Annotated in this window: 20 protein-coding genes; 17 read left to right on the top strand and 3 right to left on the bottom strand. The window is 66.4% G+C overall.

Annotated features, from left to right (window positions below; all coding sequences use genetic code 11):
* The first annotated feature begins 47 nt into the window (after positions 1–47).
* Both ACFWUP_RS09170 and ACFWUP_RS09175 read left to right on the top strand, forming a co-directional pair.
* A complete protein-coding gene (locus ACFWUP_RS09170) occupies positions 48–647 on the top strand; it encodes a TetR/AcrR family transcriptional regulator (protein ID WP_379232391.1) in 600 nt (199 codons plus the stop codon).
* A 117-nt stretch (positions 648–764) separates the two neighbouring features.
* Positions 765–2,048 carry a DUF5685 family protein gene (locus ACFWUP_RS09175; RefSeq protein ID WP_379232393.1) on the top strand — a complete coding sequence of 428 codons (1,284 nt, stop codon included), beginning with the start codon at positions 765–767 and terminating at the stop codon, positions 2,046–2,048.
* Positions 2,049–2,109: 61 nt separating this feature from the next.
* On the opposite strand, the gene ACFWUP_RS09180 is transcribed toward ACFWUP_RS09175, so the two are convergent.
* Entirely contained in the window at positions 2,110–3,966 is a 1,857-nt protein-coding gene (locus ACFWUP_RS09180; protein ID WP_379232395.1) for a VanW family protein, read from the bottom strand.
* A 302-nt stretch (positions 3,967–4,268) separates the two neighbouring features.
* On the opposite strand from ACFWUP_RS09180, the gene gnd reads away from it, so the two are divergent.
* The gene (gnd, locus tag ACFWUP_RS09185; protein WP_379232397.1) at positions 4,269–5,300 is read left to right on the top strand and encodes a phosphogluconate dehydrogenase (NAD(+)-dependent, decarboxylating); all 1,032 of its coding nucleotides are present in this window, start codon (positions 4,269–4,271) and stop codon (positions 5,298–5,300) included.
* A 134-nt stretch (positions 5,301–5,434) separates the two neighbouring features.
* Here the strand turns inward: gnd and ACFWUP_RS09190 are convergent, their stop codons facing one another.
* Positions 5,435–6,757, bottom strand: coding sequence for an acetyl-CoA C-acetyltransferase (locus tag ACFWUP_RS09190; RefSeq protein WP_379232399.1), 1,323 nt, complete (start codon positions 6,755–6,757; stop codon positions 5,435–5,437).
* A 206-nt stretch (positions 6,758–6,963) separates the two neighbouring features.
* Here ACFWUP_RS09190 and ACFWUP_RS09195 point away from each other — a divergent pair, with 206 nt between their 5' ends.
* From ACFWUP_RS09195 to ACFWUP_RS09210, 4 genes are all read left to right on the top strand, one after another.
* Complete coding sequence (locus ACFWUP_RS09195; RefSeq protein WP_379232401.1) at positions 6,964–8,319, top strand: 3-oxoacyl-ACP reductase; 1,356 nt, start codon at positions 6,964–6,966, stop codon at positions 8,317–8,319.
* Positions 8,319–9,188: a MaoC family dehydratase gene (locus ACFWUP_RS09200; protein ID WP_379232403.1), complete on the top strand. Its 870-nt coding sequence runs from the start codon at positions 8,319–8,321 to the stop codon at positions 9,186–9,188. The genes ACFWUP_RS09195 and ACFWUP_RS09200 overlap by 1 nt, the downstream gene beginning before the upstream one ends.
* 109 nt (positions 9,189–9,297) lie before the next feature.
* Entirely contained in the window at positions 9,298–10,833 is a 1,536-nt protein-coding gene (locus ACFWUP_RS09205; RefSeq protein WP_379232405.1) for a hypothetical protein, read from the top strand.
* Between the two features lie 438 nt (positions 10,834–11,271).
* Positions 11,272–11,646, top strand: coding sequence for a hypothetical protein (locus ACFWUP_RS09210; RefSeq protein WP_379232407.1), 375 nt, complete (start codon positions 11,272–11,274; stop codon positions 11,644–11,646).
* 139 nt (positions 11,647–11,785) lie between these two features.
* On the opposite strand, the gene ACFWUP_RS09215 is transcribed toward ACFWUP_RS09210, so the two are convergent.
* A complete protein-coding gene (locus tag ACFWUP_RS09215; protein WP_379232408.1) occupies positions 11,786–12,196 on the bottom strand; it encodes a helix-turn-helix domain-containing protein in 411 nt (136 codons plus the stop codon).
* 294 nt (positions 12,197–12,490) lie between these two features.
* Between ACFWUP_RS09215 and ACFWUP_RS09220 the strand changes: the two genes are divergently transcribed.
* From ACFWUP_RS09220 to ACFWUP_RS09265, 10 genes are all read left to right on the top strand, one after another.
* On the top strand, positions 12,491–13,240 hold the full coding sequence (locus ACFWUP_RS09220) for a hypothetical protein (RefSeq protein ID WP_379232410.1): 750 nt from the start codon (positions 12,491–12,493) through the stop codon (positions 13,238–13,240).
* Positions 13,241–13,609: 369 nt separating this feature from the next.
* Positions 13,610–13,825 carry a hypothetical protein gene (locus ACFWUP_RS09225; RefSeq protein ID WP_379232412.1) on the top strand — a complete coding sequence of 72 codons (216 nt, stop codon included), beginning with the start codon at positions 13,610–13,612 and terminating at the stop codon, positions 13,823–13,825.
* 8 nt (positions 13,826–13,833) lie between these two features.
* Positions 13,834–14,400: a hypothetical protein gene (locus ACFWUP_RS09230; protein ID WP_379232413.1), complete on the top strand. Its 567-nt coding sequence runs from the start codon at positions 13,834–13,836 to the stop codon at positions 14,398–14,400.
* 261 nt (positions 14,401–14,661) lie between these two features.
* Positions 14,662–15,429 (top strand): alpha/beta fold hydrolase, encoded by a 768-nt coding sequence (locus ACFWUP_RS09235; RefSeq protein ID WP_379232415.1) that lies wholly within the window; start codon positions 14,662–14,664, stop codon positions 15,427–15,429.
* 32 nt (positions 15,430–15,461) lie between these two features.
* Positions 15,462–15,692, top strand: coding sequence for a hypothetical protein (locus ACFWUP_RS09240; RefSeq protein ID WP_379232417.1), 231 nt, complete (start codon positions 15,462–15,464; stop codon positions 15,690–15,692).
* Entirely contained in the window at positions 15,670–15,966 is a 297-nt protein-coding gene (locus ACFWUP_RS09245; RefSeq protein ID WP_379232419.1) for a hypothetical protein, read from the top strand. Before ACFWUP_RS09240 ends, ACFWUP_RS09245 begins: the two co-directional genes overlap by 23 nt.
* 222 nt (positions 15,967–16,188) lie before the next feature.
* Entirely contained in the window at positions 16,189–16,959 is a 771-nt protein-coding gene (locus tag ACFWUP_RS09250; RefSeq protein ID WP_379232421.1) for an N-acetylmuramoyl-L-alanine amidase, read from the top strand.
* A 134-nt stretch (positions 16,960–17,093) separates the two neighbouring features.
* Positions 17,094–17,222, top strand: coding sequence for a hypothetical protein (locus ACFWUP_RS09255; protein WP_379232423.1), 129 nt, complete (start codon positions 17,094–17,096; stop codon positions 17,220–17,222).
* Complete coding sequence (locus tag ACFWUP_RS09260; RefSeq protein ID WP_379232424.1) at positions 17,219–17,659, top strand: hypothetical protein; 441 nt, start codon at positions 17,219–17,221, stop codon at positions 17,657–17,659. The genes ACFWUP_RS09255 and ACFWUP_RS09260 overlap by 4 nt, the downstream gene beginning before the upstream one ends.
* A gap of 35 nt (positions 17,660–17,694) precedes the next feature.
* Complete coding sequence (locus ACFWUP_RS09265) at positions 17,695–18,636, top strand: hypothetical protein (RefSeq protein WP_379232426.1); 942 nt, start codon at positions 17,695–17,697, stop codon at positions 18,634–18,636.
* Positions 18,637–18,690 lie beyond the last annotated feature (54 nt).

The following is an 18,690-nucleotide window of genomic DNA, read 5'->3' on the forward strand; positions in this document are numbered from 1 at the left end:
CTTACCTTGGAGTAAGATAGGTGGTTCACCCTGCGGTAGGAGAGTGGATGGCAGGCGGGACCAAGCGACTTCCCCGGGCGGTTCGCGAGCAACAGATGCTCGATGCCGCGGTCGAAGTGTTCGCGCGCAAAGGCTTCCACGACACGTCGATGGATGCCATCGCCGCCGAGGCGAAGATCTCCAAACCCATGCTCTACCTGTACTACGGCTCCAAAGACGAGCTTTTCCGCGCCTGCATCCAGCGTGAGGGTCTACGTTTCATCGAGGCCGTGGCACCCGCGGGTAACCCGCAGCTGACCCCACACGAACAGGTCCGCGTCGCGCTCGAGGGCTTCCTCGATTTCGTCGACCGCAACCGGCAGTCCTGGCAGGTTCTCTACCGGCAGGCGATCGGTCAGCAAACCTTTGCCTCCGAAATCGACAACGCCCGTGAACGCGTCATCGAACTCACCGCGAAACTGCTGGAATCCAGCGCCAAGAACGCCGACCCCGGCACCAATTTCGAGGTCGTCGCGGCGGCGGTGATCGGTGCGGGCGAGGCCATCGCCGACCGGGTCGCCAGCGGGCGGATCGAGGTGGCCGAGGCGGTGGATCTGCTCGACGATCTCGCCTGGCGCGGCCTGGCCGGCCGGAAAAAGGCCGAGTAGCGGTTGCGCTCGTCTCGTCTGGCTGCGAAGGTGCAAGGTCAGGCGTTCGCCAGCGCCTTTCGCTCCGGCCCTGTGCGCCTGAGCGCGGCAGGCGTTTTCAAGACAGACGGGGTATCAGTGTTCGGTGTGTTGAAGCCGTGTGCGCACGGTGCGGCGAAATATGGCATTGATCCGGGGCAGTGGCAGGCGCATATGTGTGGGCTGTGCTTGGGTCTGCGGGACGGGCACGGTCAGCTGGCCCGTGCGGCGACCAACACAGACGCGATCGTGCTCAGTGTGCTCACCGAGGCGCAGGCGGGGGCCGGTGCGCGCACGACTGCCGGCCCGTGTCCGCTGCGTGGGATGAAGCGCGCTTCGGTGGTCGCGGCGAACGCGCCGGGCGTGCAGCTGGCCGCCACGGCGTCACTGTTGTTGGGGGCGGCCAAGATCGGCGATCATGTCGAGGACGGTGACGCCTCCGCCCTCGCCCGCAGGCCGATGCGCAAGGTATCGAGCACCTGGGCGGCCCGTGCGCAACAGCAGGCCACACAGATCGGCCTCGATGTGGCACCGCTGCTCGCGGCGATCGCGACACAGGGTGCCGTGGAAGCGCGTGCGAGGGCTGCCGCAGCGCAGTCGTCGACCGAACGGCGAGCAGTCTCGGCCGCTGTGAGTGCGTCCGATCCGGCACCCCGGACTGCGGTAGATGCGTCAGCGGCACAGCAGGATTCGACGCCGCCGATGGTCGAGGTGATCACTCTCGACGATCTCACCGGCCCGACCCAGCTGTGCGCGGCGACCCTGTTCGGTCATACCGCCGTGCTGGCCGGCCGACCGGAAAACGTTGTGGCCCTGCAGGAGATCGGGCGCCACGTCGGTCGTATCGCCCATTTGGCCGACGCCATCGAAGACCTCGAACGCGACCGTGCCCGCGGTCGTTTCAACCCGCTCGAAGCCACCGGTACGGATATGCCCCGTGCCTATGATCTGCTGCGCGAGAGTGAATCTCGCATCCGCCAGGCTGCGTCCGAGGCGGAACTCGATCAGATTCCCACCGTGCGCTGGGCGCTGCTCGATCCGCTGGCGAGCCTGCTGCGGCGTCTGGGGCAGGGGCTCGGGATCGCGGTCGGGCACGTCTGCCGCACTTCCGTGACGGCACAACAGCATTCGCCGTACGAGTTCCCGTCTCCGCCCGGGCAGCGCCGGAACCGCCCGGGGCCGTTCAAGGCGAGTGGCCTCGTCCTCGGCGTCTACTGCACCGGCATGGCGTGCTGTATCGACCACACCAGCCCGTGCACCGGCGAGGAAAAGGACGCCTGGGCGAAGCGCTGTGACTGCAGCGGCTGCTGTGATTGCGGTGAATGCTGCAGTAGCTGCTGCGGCGAGGACTGCGGGTGCTGCGGTTGCGACTGCAGCTGCTGATGAAAAAGGCTCGCGCGGTGGCGAATACGCCGGCTCGCGCGAGCCTTCTATCGCTGAACCCCTACTCGCACTTCACGATCGGGATCGGGTCGTACTTCACGGTCCGGGTGTGCCGTGACACCTGCGCGCCGGTCTTGGCGTCGGTGATCACCCTGGTGTCGGAGATGGTGAAGCCGGGTGCTCCCTCGGAGGCGATGCAGTCCTTACCCTTGGGCAGGACCACCTCGTTGGGTTCGGTCGGCTTCGACTTCTCGCCCGTAATCGATTCCACGTTCACGGTTTTGGTGCCCCACAGCCGCACGGTGATGTCGGATCCGGTGGCCACGGCCTGGATGTAGACACCGGTCGAGGCGGTGTTGCGGAACGCCAGGTCGATCGCACCGTCGAACACGGTGGCCTCGCGTGCGGCCGGGTAGCGCGAGATGTAATAGCTGTGCTCGGTGTGTCCGCCGTCTTCCATCCCGGCGAAGTAGGCCGCGTTGTAGAGCGTGGTGGCGAACTGGCTGATGCCGCCGCCGACCGCGGTACTCGGCCTGCCCTTGTCGATAATGCCGGACTCCACGTAGCCTTCCGCGGCCGTGCGCGGACCGGTGAACTCGTTGAGCGAGAATGTATCTCCCGGCTTCACCACCGCCCCGTTCACCTTGGCGGCGACGGTGCGGATGTTCACCCCGGAGGGTCCGCTGAAGCCGCCGGTGGTGAATTCGCCGATTTTCTCGTTGATCCCGAGCGTGTTGGCGGCCTCGGTGGTGAGCTTGGGCTCGATCCGCTGGTACACCACCGGGCTGGTGCGCGGACCCGGCTGCGTGAGCAGGGCGGGCAGCTTCTCCAGCGTCTTCGGCCAGTCGACCTTCTCGCCGACCACGGCCGGGACCACGGTCGGCTTACCGGCACCCACCGTGAAGGTGGCGTCCTTGGGTTCCACCTCGGACGTCACCAATTGCGGTGCGAGCAAGGCGATTACGGCGTCGTTGTCGATCTGGGGCGCGAGGCCGCCGTTGCCGTCGGGCACGAACGCGAGTACATCGGCGATCTGATCGGTCGACAGTGTGGCCTGAATGTCTTTGCCGGACACCGCGATCGGTGAGGCGACAGCCGGCGTCGCGATGTCGCGCAGCGCCGCCTGCACGGCATCGTTACGCACCGCGACGGGCGCGGCCACCACGGGCAGATCCAGTTGGCTGCTCGCGGCCCACCGGTCGGTGATGGTGGCGCGGGCGGACTCGGTGTCGAGCACCCGGCCCGGTACCGGTGCGACGGCGACGGGCTTACCGTTCTCGAACCGGACCGTGCCTTCGACGGTGGGGTTGTCGTGGGCGCGGAAGGTCGTGAGCTGCGCGTCGAGGGCGGCGGTGTCAACCGTGCTGGACACCGGCACCTCGCGGGTGCCGAACAGCGAGAGCAGGCGGCTCACCGGGTTGAGCGGCTGGCTGCCGACGGCTTCCCAGGTGCGGTCGTAGTCGATCGCGAGACCGGCCTCGGCGGGCACCATGCTCGACTGCACGTCACCGATCCGCACGGGCAGCGGTCGTTCGGCCTTGGGACCGAGCTCGGAATGCAGCAGGGCGTCGGCCTCGGCCTGTTCCATCCCGCCGATGTCGATACCGGCGACGACGACGCCACGCGCCACCTCACCCGAGCTCAGCGCTAAATCGGCCAGGTAGGCGGCGGTGCCGATGGCCAGCACGGCGCCGACCGCGATCCCGATCCGCTTGACCAGCTGCTGGTTGGCAGGCGGGGGCGGCGGCTGCGGAGCCGGGCCGGGGGTGGGCGACCAGCGGTCGCGGGTCACAGTGCTGAGGGGCTGGGTCAGGGCGGTGGTGTCCGGATCGAAAGTGCGATTTGACTCGAGCAGCTTGCGTAATCCGACCTCGCCCCTTCGGTCGGCCGGTTGTCCGGCGGTCGACTCGCTGGGCACGGAGGTCCTTCCGTTAGGTTGGCCCCGAATGTTTGCGGGGTCCGGCCCGAGGGTAACGCGCATCGGCGCGCTCGGCAGCTCGGCGACCGGCGTGAAATAACACAAAGGCTCCGCGTAGTTGCCGGGTCGGGGGTCTGGCAACTACACGGAGCCGATCTGTTTATCGTGGCTCCGACCGGGGCGTTACAACCCATTCGGAAGAATTTCGGCGCGTGGGGTGACGCCGCCCTGCGGTGCCGCGCGACCTCGCGAGACAATCAGGGTGAGACTCGACACCCACGACCGGACAACGAGGAGAACTGATGCAGCTGGGAATGATCGGCCTCGGCCGGATGGGCGCCAATATCGTGCGCCGCATCGTGCGCGACGGGCACACCGCCGTCGGCTACGAACGCCACCCAGGGCCGATCCCCGAGCTGGAAGCCGAGCTCGGTGACAAGTTCAGCGGCACGACCGACCTGGCCGAGTTCATCGGCAAGCTCGAGGTGCCCCGCGTGGTGTGGGTGATGATCCCCGCGGGCGCCACCGGCAAGGTGATCGAGGAGGTCGCCGAGCTGCTCGAGCCGGGCGACATCATCATCGACGGTGGCAACAGCCGCTACCACGAGGACCTCGAGCGCGCGAAGGCCTTGGAGCCCAAGGGTATTCACTACCTCGACATCGGCACCTCGGGCGGCGTGTTCGGTCTGCAGCGCGGCTACTGCCTGATGATCGGCGGCAACCAGGCCCAGGTCGACTACCTCGAGCCGCTGCTGGCGACCATCGCCCCCGGTTACGAGTCGGCCCCGCGCACCCCCGGCCGCACCGGTGAGCCGTCGCAGGCGGAGAAGGGTTACCTGCTGTGCGGTCCGCACGGCGCGGGCCACTTCGTGAAGATGGTGCACAACGGCATCGAGTACGGCGCGATGGGCGCTTACGCGGAGGGTCTGAACATCCTGAAGCACGCGAACGCGGGCTCGGAGTACCTGCACGGTGAGCACTCGGCGGAGGAGACGCCGATGGAGCACCCCGAGTACTACATGTACGACCTGGACATCCCCGCCATCACCGAGGTGTGGCGTCGCGGCTCGGTCGTGGCCTCCTGGCTGCTGGACCTGACCGCATCCGCCCTGGTCGCCGACCCGGACCTGGACTCTTTCAGCGGCCGCGTCTCCGACTCCGGCGAAGGCCGCTGGACCATCGATGCCGCCATCGACACCGCCGTGCCCGTCCCCGTCCTGTCCGCCGCGCTCTACCAGCGCTTCTCCTCGCGCGGCCAGGCCCTGTACGCCGACAAGATGCTCTCGGCCATGCGCAAGGCGTTCGGCGGCCACAACGAGCTGCCTCAGAAGTAGAAACAACCGGCGAAATCACGCAATCGGCCTCGCTGGAATCAGTTTTCTGACTTTCCGTCGACGAAGTGCGTGAAAATGCCGACGGCGGGCGATCTCCTCGGAGACCGCCCGCCGTCGTTTTCGATCAGCAGTGATTAACGCTCGATGATCGCCACCACACCCTGGCCACCGGCAGCGCAGATGGAGATCAGCGCGCGGCCGGATCCCTTCTCCGCCAGCATCTTCGCGGTCGAGGCGACGATGCGCCCGCCGGTCGCGGCGAACGGGTGGCCCGCGGCGAGCGAGGAGCCGTTGACGTTGAGCTTGCTGCGGTCGATCGAGCCCAGCGCGCCGTCGAGGCCCAGGCGCTCCTTGCAGTAGGCGTCGGACTCCCACGCGGCCAGGGTGGCCAGCACCACGGAGGCGAAGGCCTCGTGGATCTCGTAGTAGTCGAAGTCCTGCAGGGTCAGGCCGTTGCGGGCCAGCAGACGCGCGACCGCGTAGGTGGGCGCCATCAGCAGGCCGTCGGGGCCGTGGATGTAATCGACCGCGGCGACCTCGGAGTCCACCAGGTGCGCGAGCACCGGCAGCTTGTGCTCGGCGGCCCACTCGTCGGTGGACAGCAGCACCGCCGACGCGCCGTCGGTGAGCGGGGTGGAGTTACCCGCGGTCATAGTCGCGTCACCGGCCTTGACACCGAAGACCGGCTTCAGGGTCGACAGCTTCTCCACGGTCGAGCCGGGACGCAGGTTGTCGTCGCGGGTCAGGCCCAGGAACGGGGTGACCAGGTCGTCGAAGAAGCCACGGTCGTAGGCGGCCGCCATGTTCTTGTGCGAGAGGTAGGCCAGCTCGTCCTGCGCCTCGCGGGCGACACCGAATTCCTTGGCGGTGATGGCGGCGTGCTCACCCATCGACAGCCCGGTGCGAGGCTCGGCATTCTTCGGGATCTCGATGCCGAGCATCGAGGGCCGCAGCTGGCCGACCAGCTTGAGCTTGTCCTTGTTGGTGCGGGCGCGGTTGGCGGTGAGCATCCACTCGCGCATGTCCTCGCTCACGCCGATCGGCGCGTCGGAGGTGGTGTCGGCGCCGCCGCCGATGCCGGACTCGATGCGCCCGAGCGCGATCGCGTCACCGACGGTGACGATCGACTGCAGGCCGGTGCCACAGGCGAGCTGCAGGTCGTGGGCCGGGGTGTAGGGCGAGAGCTTGGAGCCGAGCACGCTCTCACGGATCAGGCTGTGCTCGCCGACCTTCTTGAGCACGGCGCCACCGACGACCATGCCCAGGCGCTCGCCCTGCAGGCCGAACCGGCTGACCAGCCCGTCGAGGGCGGCGGTGAACATGTCCTGGTTGGAGGCCTTGGCGTAGGCCTTGTCGGAGCGCGCGAACGGGATGCGGTTGCCGCCAACGATGGCAACCGGGCGCTGGGTCTTGGCGGCCGTGGCCGGGGTCTTCGCCGAGCGGGCTTTGCTGGTCACTCGAGTTCTCCATGGTCTCGTCGGTTCCGGATAACGCGTGCCGGTGGAATCTGCCCCCATGCGGTCACGGCGTCGTATCGGTTTACATTAAACTTACTCCGGAGTAAGTTCGTTGTCGACACCGTACCCGCAAGTGTGCGCTCACACGGGGGACACTGGGCGGAGCACGGTCACACAACTCGTCGAGCACAGAGAAGGTAGGAACAGTGGCAGCCAAGAGCAAGGGTGCACCGAACCTCTACGGATCTTTCATCCACTCCGCCCCCGGCGCGTTCCTCGCGAGCAAACTGGGCCTCCCGCAGCCGGCCGAACTGCGCCGTTATAAGGCGGGCGAGCCCGCGCTGCCCGGCCCGGTGCTGCTCGGCGGCAAGGGCCGCCTTGCCGAGCCGGTCCGCGCGCTGCTGTCGGACTACACCGTCGCGGATTCGATCGAATCGGGTACCAAGTACGGCGCGCTGGTCTTCGATGCCACCGGCATCGACTCCATCGACAAGCTCGCGCAGCTGTTCGAGTTCTTCCAGCCCGCCATGCGCAGCCTCGCGCCGTCGGGTCGCGTCGTCGTCCTCGGCACCACCCCTGAGCTGGTCGGCTCGGTCGACGAGCAGATCGCCCAGCGCGCGCTCGAGGGCTTCACCCGCTCGATCGCCAAGGAGCTGCTGCGCGGCGCCACCGGCCAGCTGGTCTACGTGCACCCCGAATCCGGTGCTGCCGCAACGGGTCTCGAGTCGACCCTGCGCTTCCTGCTCTCGGCCAAGTCGGCCTTCGTCGACGGCCAGGTCATCCGCGTCGGCGCCGCCGATTCCGTCGCCCCCGCCTCGTGGGACAAGCCCCTCGCCGGCAAGGTCGCTGTCGTGACCGGCGCCGCGCGCGGTATCGGCGCCACCATCGCCGAGGTGTTCGCCCGTGACGGCGCCACCGTGATCGTCGCCGACATCCCCGCCGCCGGTGAGGCCCTGTCCGAGACCGCGAACAAGATCGGCGCCACCGCACTGGCCCTCGACGTCACCTCTCCCGATGCCGCCGAGCGCCTCGCCGACTTCGCCACCGAGCGTTTCGGCGGCATCGACATCGTCGTCCACAACGCCGGTATCACCCGCGACAAGCTCCTGGCCAACATGGACGAGGGCCGCTGGAACTCGGTGATCAACGTCAATCTCGCTGCCCCGCACCGCATCACCTCCGGCCTCGTCGCCAAGGGCGTGCTCAAGGAAGGCGGCCGCGTGATCGACGTGTCCTCCATCGCCGGCATCGCCGGCAACCGCGGCCAGACCAACTACGGCGCCTCCAAGGCCGGCGTCATCGGCATGGTCGACGCCGAAGCGCCGCTGCTGGCCGAGAAGGGCATCACCATCAACGCGGTGGCCCCCGGCTTCATCGAGACCGCGATGACCGCCGCCATCCCCGTCGGCACCCGTGAGGCCGGTCGCCTGATGAGCTCGCTGCTGCAGGGTGGCCAGACCGTCGACGTCGCCGAGACCATCGCCTACTTCGCCAGCCCGGCGTCGAACGCGGTGAGCGGCAACGTGGTTCGCGTCTGCGGTCAGAGCCTGATCGGCGCCTGATGACTCAGACGATCACCCTCGCCGAGGTCCCGAAGAACGGCGCGTTGTACGCGAAGGCGGCGCTGGGCGCCATCCCGTTGCCCGCCGCGCTATCGGGTCGCAAGCCGACCCTGCCCGACCGTCGCGTCGTCGTCGACGGCGTGCGGGTCGACCCCGACCATCTGGCCGCCTACTGCCACGCCACGGGCCTGCGTTTCAGCGACACCCTGCCGTTGACGTACCCCTTCATCCTCGCCTTCCCGCTGATGATGGAACTCGTTGTCGCACGGGACTTCCCGTTCAGTGCGGTCGGTGCGGTGCATTTCGAGAACGTCATCGAACGCACCCGCGAGATCTCGGTCGCCGAGCCCCTCGACTTCTCGGCCCACATCGAGAACCTCCGTGAACACCCGAAAGGGCTTCTGGTGGACGCGATCACGGAGATCCACGTCGGGCGCGAACTCGTCTGGCGTCAGGTCACCACGTTCCTGCACCAGCAGCGCACGTCGCTGTCGGGTGGCCCCAAATCGGCACCACCCGCCGACGAGGTCCCCCCGCCCCCGCTGCGCGTGCAGCGCGTCGATCAGAAGATGATCAACCGCTACGCCGCCGCCTCGGGCGACCGCAACCCGATCCACGTGTCCGGAATCGGCGCCAAGGCAATGGGTTTCCCGCAGACCATCGCCCACGGCATGTGGTCGGCCGCCGCGATCCTCGGCACCATCGAGGGCCGCGTTCCCGAAAAGGCCACCTACGCGGTGAAATTCGGCAAGCCGATCTTCTTGCCGTCGTCGGTGAACATCTACGCCGACCAGGTCGGCTCGGGTTGGGATCTGTCCATCCTGCACCCCAAAAAGGGCTACCCCCACCTCACCGCCACCTTGCGCTGAGTCCACCGGCCGGGCCGCACACTCCAGGGGGGTGTGCGGCCCTTTCGGTGTGCACGGTCGGCACTAAGATCGCTGGCTATAGGCCTTGTTCTGACTATCGCGGTGTGGTGTGACGAAAACTGATCAGCTGATTGTCGATCCGGTGGTACCGGTCGAAGAAGTACGCTCCACGTCGCAGCCGAGGGGTTTCGCTGTTTTCCTCGTGGCCTGGCTGGCCTATGCCACGGCGTTGATCGCCAGCAGTCGTGACCTGTTCACCCGGGTGGTGTTCGAGGAGGGCGACGCGGCGACCGTGTCGATCCAAGTGCTTGCCGCGAAGGATTTCGAGCTCCTCGTCGGCAATTATTCCAGGGTGGGTTTTCATCATCCCGGGCCCGGACTCATCTATGTGCAAGCATTCGGTGAGTGGCTTTTCTACGACGTGTCGAGTCTGGTGCCGTCACCGTGGAACGGTCAGGCGATCGCCATTCTGCTGTTCAATGCCGCGATAATGGCCCTGGTGCTGAGCATTCTCCACAGCTGGTATCCGTCGTGGCCGCTCATCGCCGGGCTCGGCGGCGCGAGTTTGTTGTTCGTGACGGTGTATCCCGAGCTGCTCAGCCAGCTCTGGTTTCCGTACGTGTATTTCGCACCGTTCCTGTTGTTTCTGGTCGCGGTGTCCTCGGCACTGGCCGGGCGCACCGAACATCTCTGGATCGTGGCGCTGGCCGGCGGGTTCCTGATCCACGGCCACGCCGAATTCCTGTTCTTCGTGACATTGCTCGGCGGCGCGACGCTCTACCTCGTCCGCCGCTGGGAACTGCCTGTCGCCGTGCGGGATTGGTGGCGATTCGGCGCGGTCGTCGTCCTGTTCGCCTTCCCGATCCGGCTGAACACCATGCTGAATTACCCCGGCGAACTCCCGAAGTACCTCGTCTACGGCGGCGGACACGGAATTCATATGCCGTGGACCGCGGCGTCCTACACCGTGCAGTTCTGGGGGCCCAACCGCATCCTCGCCCTCATCATTTTCATCGCCCTGTTCGCGCTGGTCGCAGTGGTGGCGCGTGGACAGAAGTTCCTGCAACGCGGCTTGGCCGTCTGCGCGGTGACGGTGCCGTTGATGTTCATCTACGCGATGATCGGCATCGATCAGATCAACGAGGCCTACATCGGCTATTTCTCCTACGCCCTCCCGCTGTTCATGTTCTTCCTCCTCCTGATCGGCCTCACCCAGCGAGCCGACCAGCTGAAATACGCCGGTATCGGCCTGCTCGTCGCCGGAATCGCGGTCGTCGCGACCACCCACTCCCTGGCCAACCGACGCCCCGAAATGGTCGGCATCCCCGCCACCCTCGACGCGATGGCCGCCATCGCCGGCGACCGTCCGATCGTCCTGGAGCGCCGCCCCCACGAAGCGTGGGCCGAGGTGGTCCCCCTCGTCCTGAGCGGTGCCCGCGCAGGCCTGCGCGTCTGCGCCGACGACGCCAGCCACATGACCCTGCTGGTCACCACCGAATTCGTCTGCACCCCAGAAGAATTGGCCACCGGCGCACACTTCGCCGTCGTGCGAGAAGAGAACGCCGGTGCGCCAGGCGGAACGGTCATCGGCGAGGTCGGCCCGCTGCACGGCCGACCACCGAGCTGGGTGACAGCGGTCGGCTGACCGTTGGTGACTTGTCAGCAAGCTTTTTCGCAATCGATGTTTCGACTCACAATGCCGTATTCGGTTGTCCGCCAATCGAATACGGGCGGTACCTGTTACAGGTTTCGATGGTGAGATCTATCATGGTCTAAGCCGAACGTTAACTGGGTATCCAGTTAGGTTCGACACAAGCGAGTTGGCTGTTTGCTGCAGTGCACCTGCGTGCAGTGCGTGCGATAGGTCGATCGTCCAGCAGAAATGATCTTGGTCGGATCGCACCTCTCGGTTTCGAACCTCGAAAGAACTCGCGACACCTTTCGCGCTGCGAGCAATCGCCCGGCAACCTACCTGTGAGCGCCCCGAAAGTTTCGGGCTATGGACACTTGGGTGACACGTGTTAGAAATTTTTAGTCGGCAACAACGTCGGCAATCATGGTTAATACCAAGGGGTTTCACTTCATGAAGAAGATTCGTACGCTCAGCTTCGGCATCGTCCTCGCCGCCGGAATGGCCGTGTTCGGCACGGGCGTCGCTGCCGCCGAAGACGCGACCCCGCCTCCCGCCGCTACCCCCGAGGCCGGCGACGACGCCGCCACCGGTTCGGCCGACAGTCTCGCCGCAATCCTGAAGTCCCTGACCAGCGGTTCGGCAGCGGCCGAGGATCCGGCGGACCCCGAGACCGGCACCGACGTCGCTGACGTCGATCCCGAGCCCGAGACCGGCGACGACACCACCACCGGTTCGGCCGACAGCCTGGCCGAGATCCTGAAGGCGCTGACCAGCGGTTCGGCAGCGGCGGAGGAAGAGCCGGTCGAGACCACCCCGACTGCCTGACCTACCACCTGACGGCGAGTGTCCCGCTGCGAGCGGAACACTCGCCGTTTCGGCTATCACGTCCGGATATGTGACCTAACGCGCAACGAACGAATGCCCCACCGTGAGTGGGGCATTCGTTCGTTAGGGGCCTGAGCTGTCAGAGATTGCGTGCCGCACGAAATCCGTTGACGTACACGGCAATCTGACGAAGGTCCTGCTCGGACAGGCCCGCGAGATTGACGATCGATTCCGCATCGCCGACGCTGCCGCTCTCGACGCGTTCGAGCCCGGCCTGCTCGAGTAGCGGTGCCGGATCGACCCCGACCGCTTCAGCCATGGCTTGCAGGGTCTCGGCTGTGGTGCTCGCCGGGACCTTCGCGCCACGCTTGTACTGGACGCCACTCTCCACCTGCGTCCACAGGCTCGCGCTGATACGCGCTGCTTTTGCCGCGCGGTCCATCGTCATGTCGCGTGCCTTGCGAGCTTGTCGCAGCGTTGCACTGACCTCCGGGGGGACCACCGCACTCCGATGCCTCACCATGCAGCCAATGTAGCAGAGCGGGCACATCGATGCCTACAACGAGAAGCCAAGTTGCGCCTGTCTGGGTGCAGTTCGCGAGTAAAAAGCTACAACGTTTGTAGATCGGACCGGTTGGATCGAGGGGGCGTTGTGACCGAATCCAGCCGCTGACACCCAACTTGCCTTGCAACGATTGTTGTAGTTGCATGTGCGGGGTGCAGAGTTGCAATCATCGAAGCGAGTGGCTCGCGGCACTTTTCGCGCTGCCCTTCGAGGTCGTGACCCCACATTCGACTCGGCTGCGAACTCTCGTGGCCGCATTCAAGCTGAAGGAGCAAGTTGATGGGTGCAGGCGATGAGGTGACGGTGTCACCTCGCGTGCGGGAGGACACCTGTGGAGTGACTCAGCTGGATCTCGCGATCGACGATCAGCATCTGTACCTCGACCGCGAGGGAGCGCGGTCGCTGTTTCTGCTGTTGGGCAACATTCCGGAGATCGCAGAGGATCTCGCCGACGCCAGGACGAGGCAAACGCGTTTCGGCACCGCCGACGTTCGGGTGCACGGTGGGTCGACAGTTTCGAAGCTGCCGTTCAACCCCGCCGCCGCCCGCGTCGACGATCATCTTCACGCGGTTCTGGTCTCGTGGGTCCGGCTGGTATGCGAGCCGCGCGCGTTGGTCTACGACGGCACGCCTGGTATCGCTGGGATGGCGAGGTGGCTGCAACGAAACATCGTTGCAGTTGCAATGACAGAAGGTGTCGAAGCCGCACTGCCCGAGATTTCCGCCGCCGTGGACGCGGCCGTCATGGTCATCTGTCCACCGACGGAGAGTATGGCCGTCGATGCCGAACTGTTGGCCCGTGCGCAAGCGGTCCGGCTCAATGCGACAGGTATCCACACGCTCGCGACGCAATTGGGCGGCGCCTTCGTGACCCTGACCACGCGCCGCCTGCGCACCCTGCGGGCGGCGGGCCTGGTCGCGCCGGTGCCGGGCCCGTGGGCGCTCGATTGGCCCGAGCTCTTCGTCGTCGGTGAGGTCATGGCCGCCCATCTCGCGCTGCCGGCACGACAGCGCATGCGAAAAGCTTGACCTACATCGACCCGAACGGGGCGCCGACTGCCATGCGGTCGGCGCCCCGTTCCCGTTGCGGGCAGCTCTAAAACGCTTACGCCACTAGGTTTTCGGGGCCCGCCTGGCATGAACTGCACCGCGGCGCGGGCCGTTGACCAGCGGGTTCGGACAAACTTCTCGGCAACAGTTGACACTGCGCGAACCATCAGTCATCATTTTCTCAGCGGGCGGACGCATGCCCAAATCTGGTGTATCGCACCACATTTCACTTCCTTCCTTCCTCCGACTCGAGCCGATCTTGGTCGACTGACTCGGAGGTTTACCTTCCCATTAGGATGGGTAAGTGAGGCCCCAGCTTTGGGGGCGACTGTCGTGATCGTGGTTAGGGTGCCGGTGTCTGCTGAGTTCGAAGCATTTCCGTCCGATGACCCCGATGCCGAGATCGACAATGACCAGCCGGCGCAGTGGGCATACGAAGCAGCCAAGGCCCGCAACCAGCGTCCGCCCGCCTATCTCGACCCGGCAGACCTCCGCGTCGAGGATCTGCACACCGTCGCCGCCGTCGTCAGTAGATGGCGGTCCTTACGGCAACCGGTCGGCTGAGGGACACGATGGGTCCGCAAGATATTCCGTTCCAGCGCAACGCCTACAACGCCCAGGAGGAGGCGTTCAACCTCGGCATCAGGATCGAGTTCGTCAGAACGGTCGAGCTGGCCTGGTACTGGTCACCGCGCGACAACGCGATGATGATCTCGGTCGACCTGCCCCGCTATCTCGTGAACGAGGCGATCGCCCACTGCATCTGCCACGTCGAACTGGCGTCGACCGACAAGGGGACGGCCGCGATCAACGGGCTGGGGTGGCGTGGGCGGCTGGAGATGGACGTGCACACGATCGTCGCCGAACGCCTGATCAGCCTGTCGGCGCTGCACGACGCGATCTCGATCGCCAGCGAGGTCTCCGATGTCGCGGCGTGCCTGGGCGTGAGCGAGTTCATGCTGAGCTGGCGGTTGCAGAACCTGACGGAGCTCGAGATCGGCGAACTGCCCATTTTCGCACTGAACCGGCTCCAGTGGGGGCCGGGTCACGACCCTGACGCACCGTCGCAGTGTGGCTGGCCGGTCTCCGGCACCGGTGACGTGTTCAGCGAAACGAATATCGGAAAGCACCGGCGCTAGCCTCGCCTGACTTGGAACCCTCGGTCCCTTCGGACCGGGGGTTCTTGCATTGACGCACCCCGAACCCATGCGGTCGGCCCCCGGACGAACACTCCTCGATCCAGCGGGTTCAGAGCCCGCCGCATGCCCGCCCCTGACGCGCCCGTCTCCCGCAGCTCGCTGTGGTCGAAAGACGTTGTCGCAGCGCAGGGGCGAATCGGTCCCGCTCCGGACACCTGTTCGGAGCGGGACCTCCAACCCACGTCCCAGAGAGGTATGAACATGTCACTGTGGTCTCCGAAAGGAACGCCCCGCACCATCGATGTGCTGGTGGTCGGCGGCACCTGGAACCCCGGCGGCGACGGCGTCACCGATGCCTTCGTCGACGCGCTGAACAAGTCGATGTTCACCCCTCGCATGATCCCGTACCCCGCCGACTTCGGTACGTATGTCAGCTACGCCGAGAGCGTCGCCGAAGGCAAACGTGCCCTGCTGGCAGCCATCGATCGATCGCCGAATCCAGTTGTGCTGGCCGGTTATTCGCAAGGCGCCGCAGTAGCCGGTGACCTCGCGGCGGAGATCGCTCGCGGCGAGCATCCGGGACGAGAAGTGATCGCCTGCGCGCTGATCGCCGACCCGCTTCGACCAGCGGGCCAGTACCTCGGCGACACCGATCCCGGTGGCTACGGCGTGGTCGGACAGCGGCCGATCGACGGCATTCCTACCTACTGGGCCGCAGCACCCGGCGACCCCATCACCGCACTGCCCGCGGGTAATCCCTTGCGAACCATCGCGGATCTGAGCGCGTTCTTCAGCTTCGCCAGTGCGAACGCGGCGATCCGCTGGGCCCAGCGAATGCTCGACACGGCGACTCGAAATCAGTTGCAGCGCTGGTGGTCTCCGTCGAACTGGCGGCACTGGGCCGGAGCTGTGGCCTACGCCCGCGGCTACCTGTTCGACGGCAGGCACACCAGTGACTACGTCCGCTACGGCTACGCCCGCGCGCTGGCCCAGGCACTGAACCGCGATGTCGCCGAAGGGCACATCTGAGACCCGCGAAAACCTGTGGGAAGGAACACATTATGAGAATCAACAAGACGCCGGAACCAGCGCTGGTCCGGTCGGTGCTCGTCGCTGTCACGGGTGTCCTCGCGTACCTGCTCGGTCGCGAGATCGACGCCGCGTGGATCGAAACACTGCTCACCCTTTATGGATTGGCGACGCCCCTGATCGCGGGTGTCCTCATCAGGCCCACCGTGACCCCTGTGACCGGATCGGCGGGTGAACCGGATGGCCGCGTGGTTAAGCCCTGAATTCGTGCAGGCGACCGGCATGGCGCTGGCCACCGTCATCGGCGCGGTGACGGCGTGGCAGGCGCGTGAAGTCGTCAAATTGCGTGAGCGGGTGGTCGCGCTCGAGGAACAGGCCGCCGACGATCACCTCCGGTTCCGCGACGCGATCCGGCTGATCCGCGCTCTTCAACGCCACATCGACGAACTGCTCGGCTTCCTGCGCCTGCACGTCCCAGGCATGGAGCCCCCGGTGGCGGACTACAAGATCCCCGCCACCCTCCAAGAAGAAATCTGAGTCATTCCCCCGAACTGCATGCGGTCGGCCCCCGGAGAACACTCGACACGGTGCGGGATTCGAGCCCGCCGCATGCCGCGCTCCTGACGCGCCCGTCTCCCGCAGGTGGTCTGCGGTCGTAGACGTCGCCGCTGCGCCAGGAGTGAAGGTCCCGCCCTCGGCGCTTCCCCCTCGTCCGCGAGGGCGGGACCCCAAACCTTCACTCACACAAGGAGATCCTCAATGGCCTGGACAGGCGACCCCGTATGGCTGGCCGACGTGCTCCGTGATGCCGGCCTCGACGTCATCGAACACGCAGGCTGGAGGAGGCGAGGTCACGGCGACTTCCGTGACATCCGCGGCGTGCTCTGCCACCACACCGCGGGCGGCGGCAAGAACGACTGGCGCATCGTCCAGGACGGCCGCGCCGACCTCCCCGGCCCCCTCGCCCAGCTCGTCCTCGAACGCGACGGCACCTTCCGCGTGATCGCCGCAGGCGTCTGCTGGCACGCGGGCCGCGGCTCCTGGCCCGGCTGGCCCACCGACAACGCCAACTACCACGTAATCGGTATCGAAGCTGTGTCACGCGGTGACGGAAGTGATTGGACCCCAGTGCAACTCGACGCATACAAGCGCGGCTGCGCGGCCATCCTGGCCCGCATCGGCGCCGACGCCGAGGACTGCGTGGCCCATCGCGAGTACTCCCACGAAGGAAAAATCGACCCCGCCGGCATCGACATGGACGAGTTCCGTTGCGAGGTACAGGCATTCATCGACGGAAAGGACGCTCCGATGAGCGCAGCCGAAGTCAACCAGATCCAGGATTTCATCACCGCCTTCTGCGGCCCGATCGGCACCGACGTCAAGGACATCCGCGAGCAGCTGTGCGGTAGCCAGCAGCGCGACGCGGGCATGTTCGCCGGCTGGGAACAGCTCGACGGCATGACCGTGGTGGACGCGCTCGCCGACGTACTGGAGCGCCTGAAGGCCCTCGAATCCCCGCGAACCCTGTGAGCCTGACCGCCCACCCGTCGAGAGGAGGTGAACCCCAATGCTCCCCGTCCTTCTCGAGCTGCTCCAGCTGGCCATCGTGCTCGCACCAGTAGTCCTGCCCTTGCTCGGCCTCTGACCCAACCCCGGAGATCACCATGACGGATGTGACCACGATCACGGCTGCCGATACCGAGGCCGCGTCGACCGGGCCATCGGAACCGACGACGGGCGTACTGCACGCTCTCGTCGAAGTTGTTCACGCACAAGAGGACGGTGCCGCATGACCGGCCCATACGCCGGGGAGTTCCCGGACTTCGAGCAGTTCATGATCGGGCTGCTCACGACTATCGCACCGACCGTGAGCTTCCTGCCCGCGCAGGCGAGCCAAATCGTGTTGCCGATGATCTGGGTTCGCACCACGGGCGGCACGCTCGATGTCAATGCGATCACCTACCAGGCGAAGGTGCAGGCGGTCGTCTTCCACCACAGCAGGCAGCAGGCGCAGACCATGGCGATCCAGGTGCGCGATGCCTTCCTCGACGCTCCGGCCGCACGCCACAACGGCGTGCTGGTCGACAACGTGGAGGAAATCGCCGCTGCTGAACCACGTTTCAGCGCCCCGAATCTGCGCCGCAGCCGCGGCTCGAGCGAGTTCCCCGACCTCGACCCGCTGCACCAGATGGTCGAACTGGCCTTCGCCATCGACGCTCGCCGTCAGTAGACGGCACGACACCCTCACATGAATGGAGAAAAATCTTGCCTCCCATCTCGTCCACCCCGTTGACCACGCTGAAGGCTGCCCAGCGTCAGCTGCTGCTCAAGCCGCTGGACGCCGCGGTGTTCCTGGCCCCGTGGCCGAACTCGACCCCCGTTACCCCGGGCAGCATGACCGATGCCGCCGGTAACCTGCTGCCGCTGCCCGCGTCGTACCAGTCCGTCGGCCTGATCGACAAAAAGGCCGGCATCAACTTCGCCCGCGCCGTGACGGCTTCGCCGATCGAGGCATACGGCGAGATGCAGCCGGTCCGCGACGACATCACCAGCGACATCACCACCATCGAGTTCGAGCCGCAGCAGACCAACCTGCTGAACCTGGCCCTGACCAGCAACACCAACCTGGCCTCCACCCAGGCCGCCGCCAACGGCGAGGTCGGTTTCTGGCAGCCCGCGACCCCGCAGATCAACTACTACTCCGCGGTCGTGATCGGCAAGGACGGCTCCGACGCCAGCCCGATCTACATCTTCAAGATCATGCCGAAGGTCGCCGTCACCAAGTGGGGCGGCGAGCAGTGGGTCCCCACCAACCTGATGGGTGAGAAGCTGACCCTGACCGCGTTCAAGGACGACCACCTCGGTTACGCCGTCGCCCACGGCTTCGGTGGCACCGGCTGGCAGAAGGTGCTGTCCTCGACCGGCATCAAGTACACCGTCTCGGCGATCGCTCCCGCGCCGATCACCGTGACTCGCGGCTCCACCGCCTCCGCCCCGATCACGGTGACCGACCAGTTCGGCGGCATCCTGCCGAACGCCAACTGCGTGTTCACCCCGGCCGCGGGCTCGAACGTGACCGTCTCGGCGGCCGGTTTCGTGACCGCCGCCGCGAACGCCACCCTCGGCAACACCACCGTCGGTGTCGTCTACACCCCCACCGGTGGCACCGCGCTGGCTTCGGTCAACTGCGCCGTCACCGTTGTGTAGTCGGCGCCCATGAAACGTGGTCGCGTGCCGCGCTTCTCCGGTCGCGGCACGCGG

The sequence above is a fragment of the Nocardia sp. NPDC058658 genome, assembly GCF_042716665.1.
In the GTDB taxonomy this organism is placed as follows: domain Bacteria; phylum Actinomycetota; class Actinomycetes; order Mycobacteriales; family Mycobacteriaceae; genus Nocardia.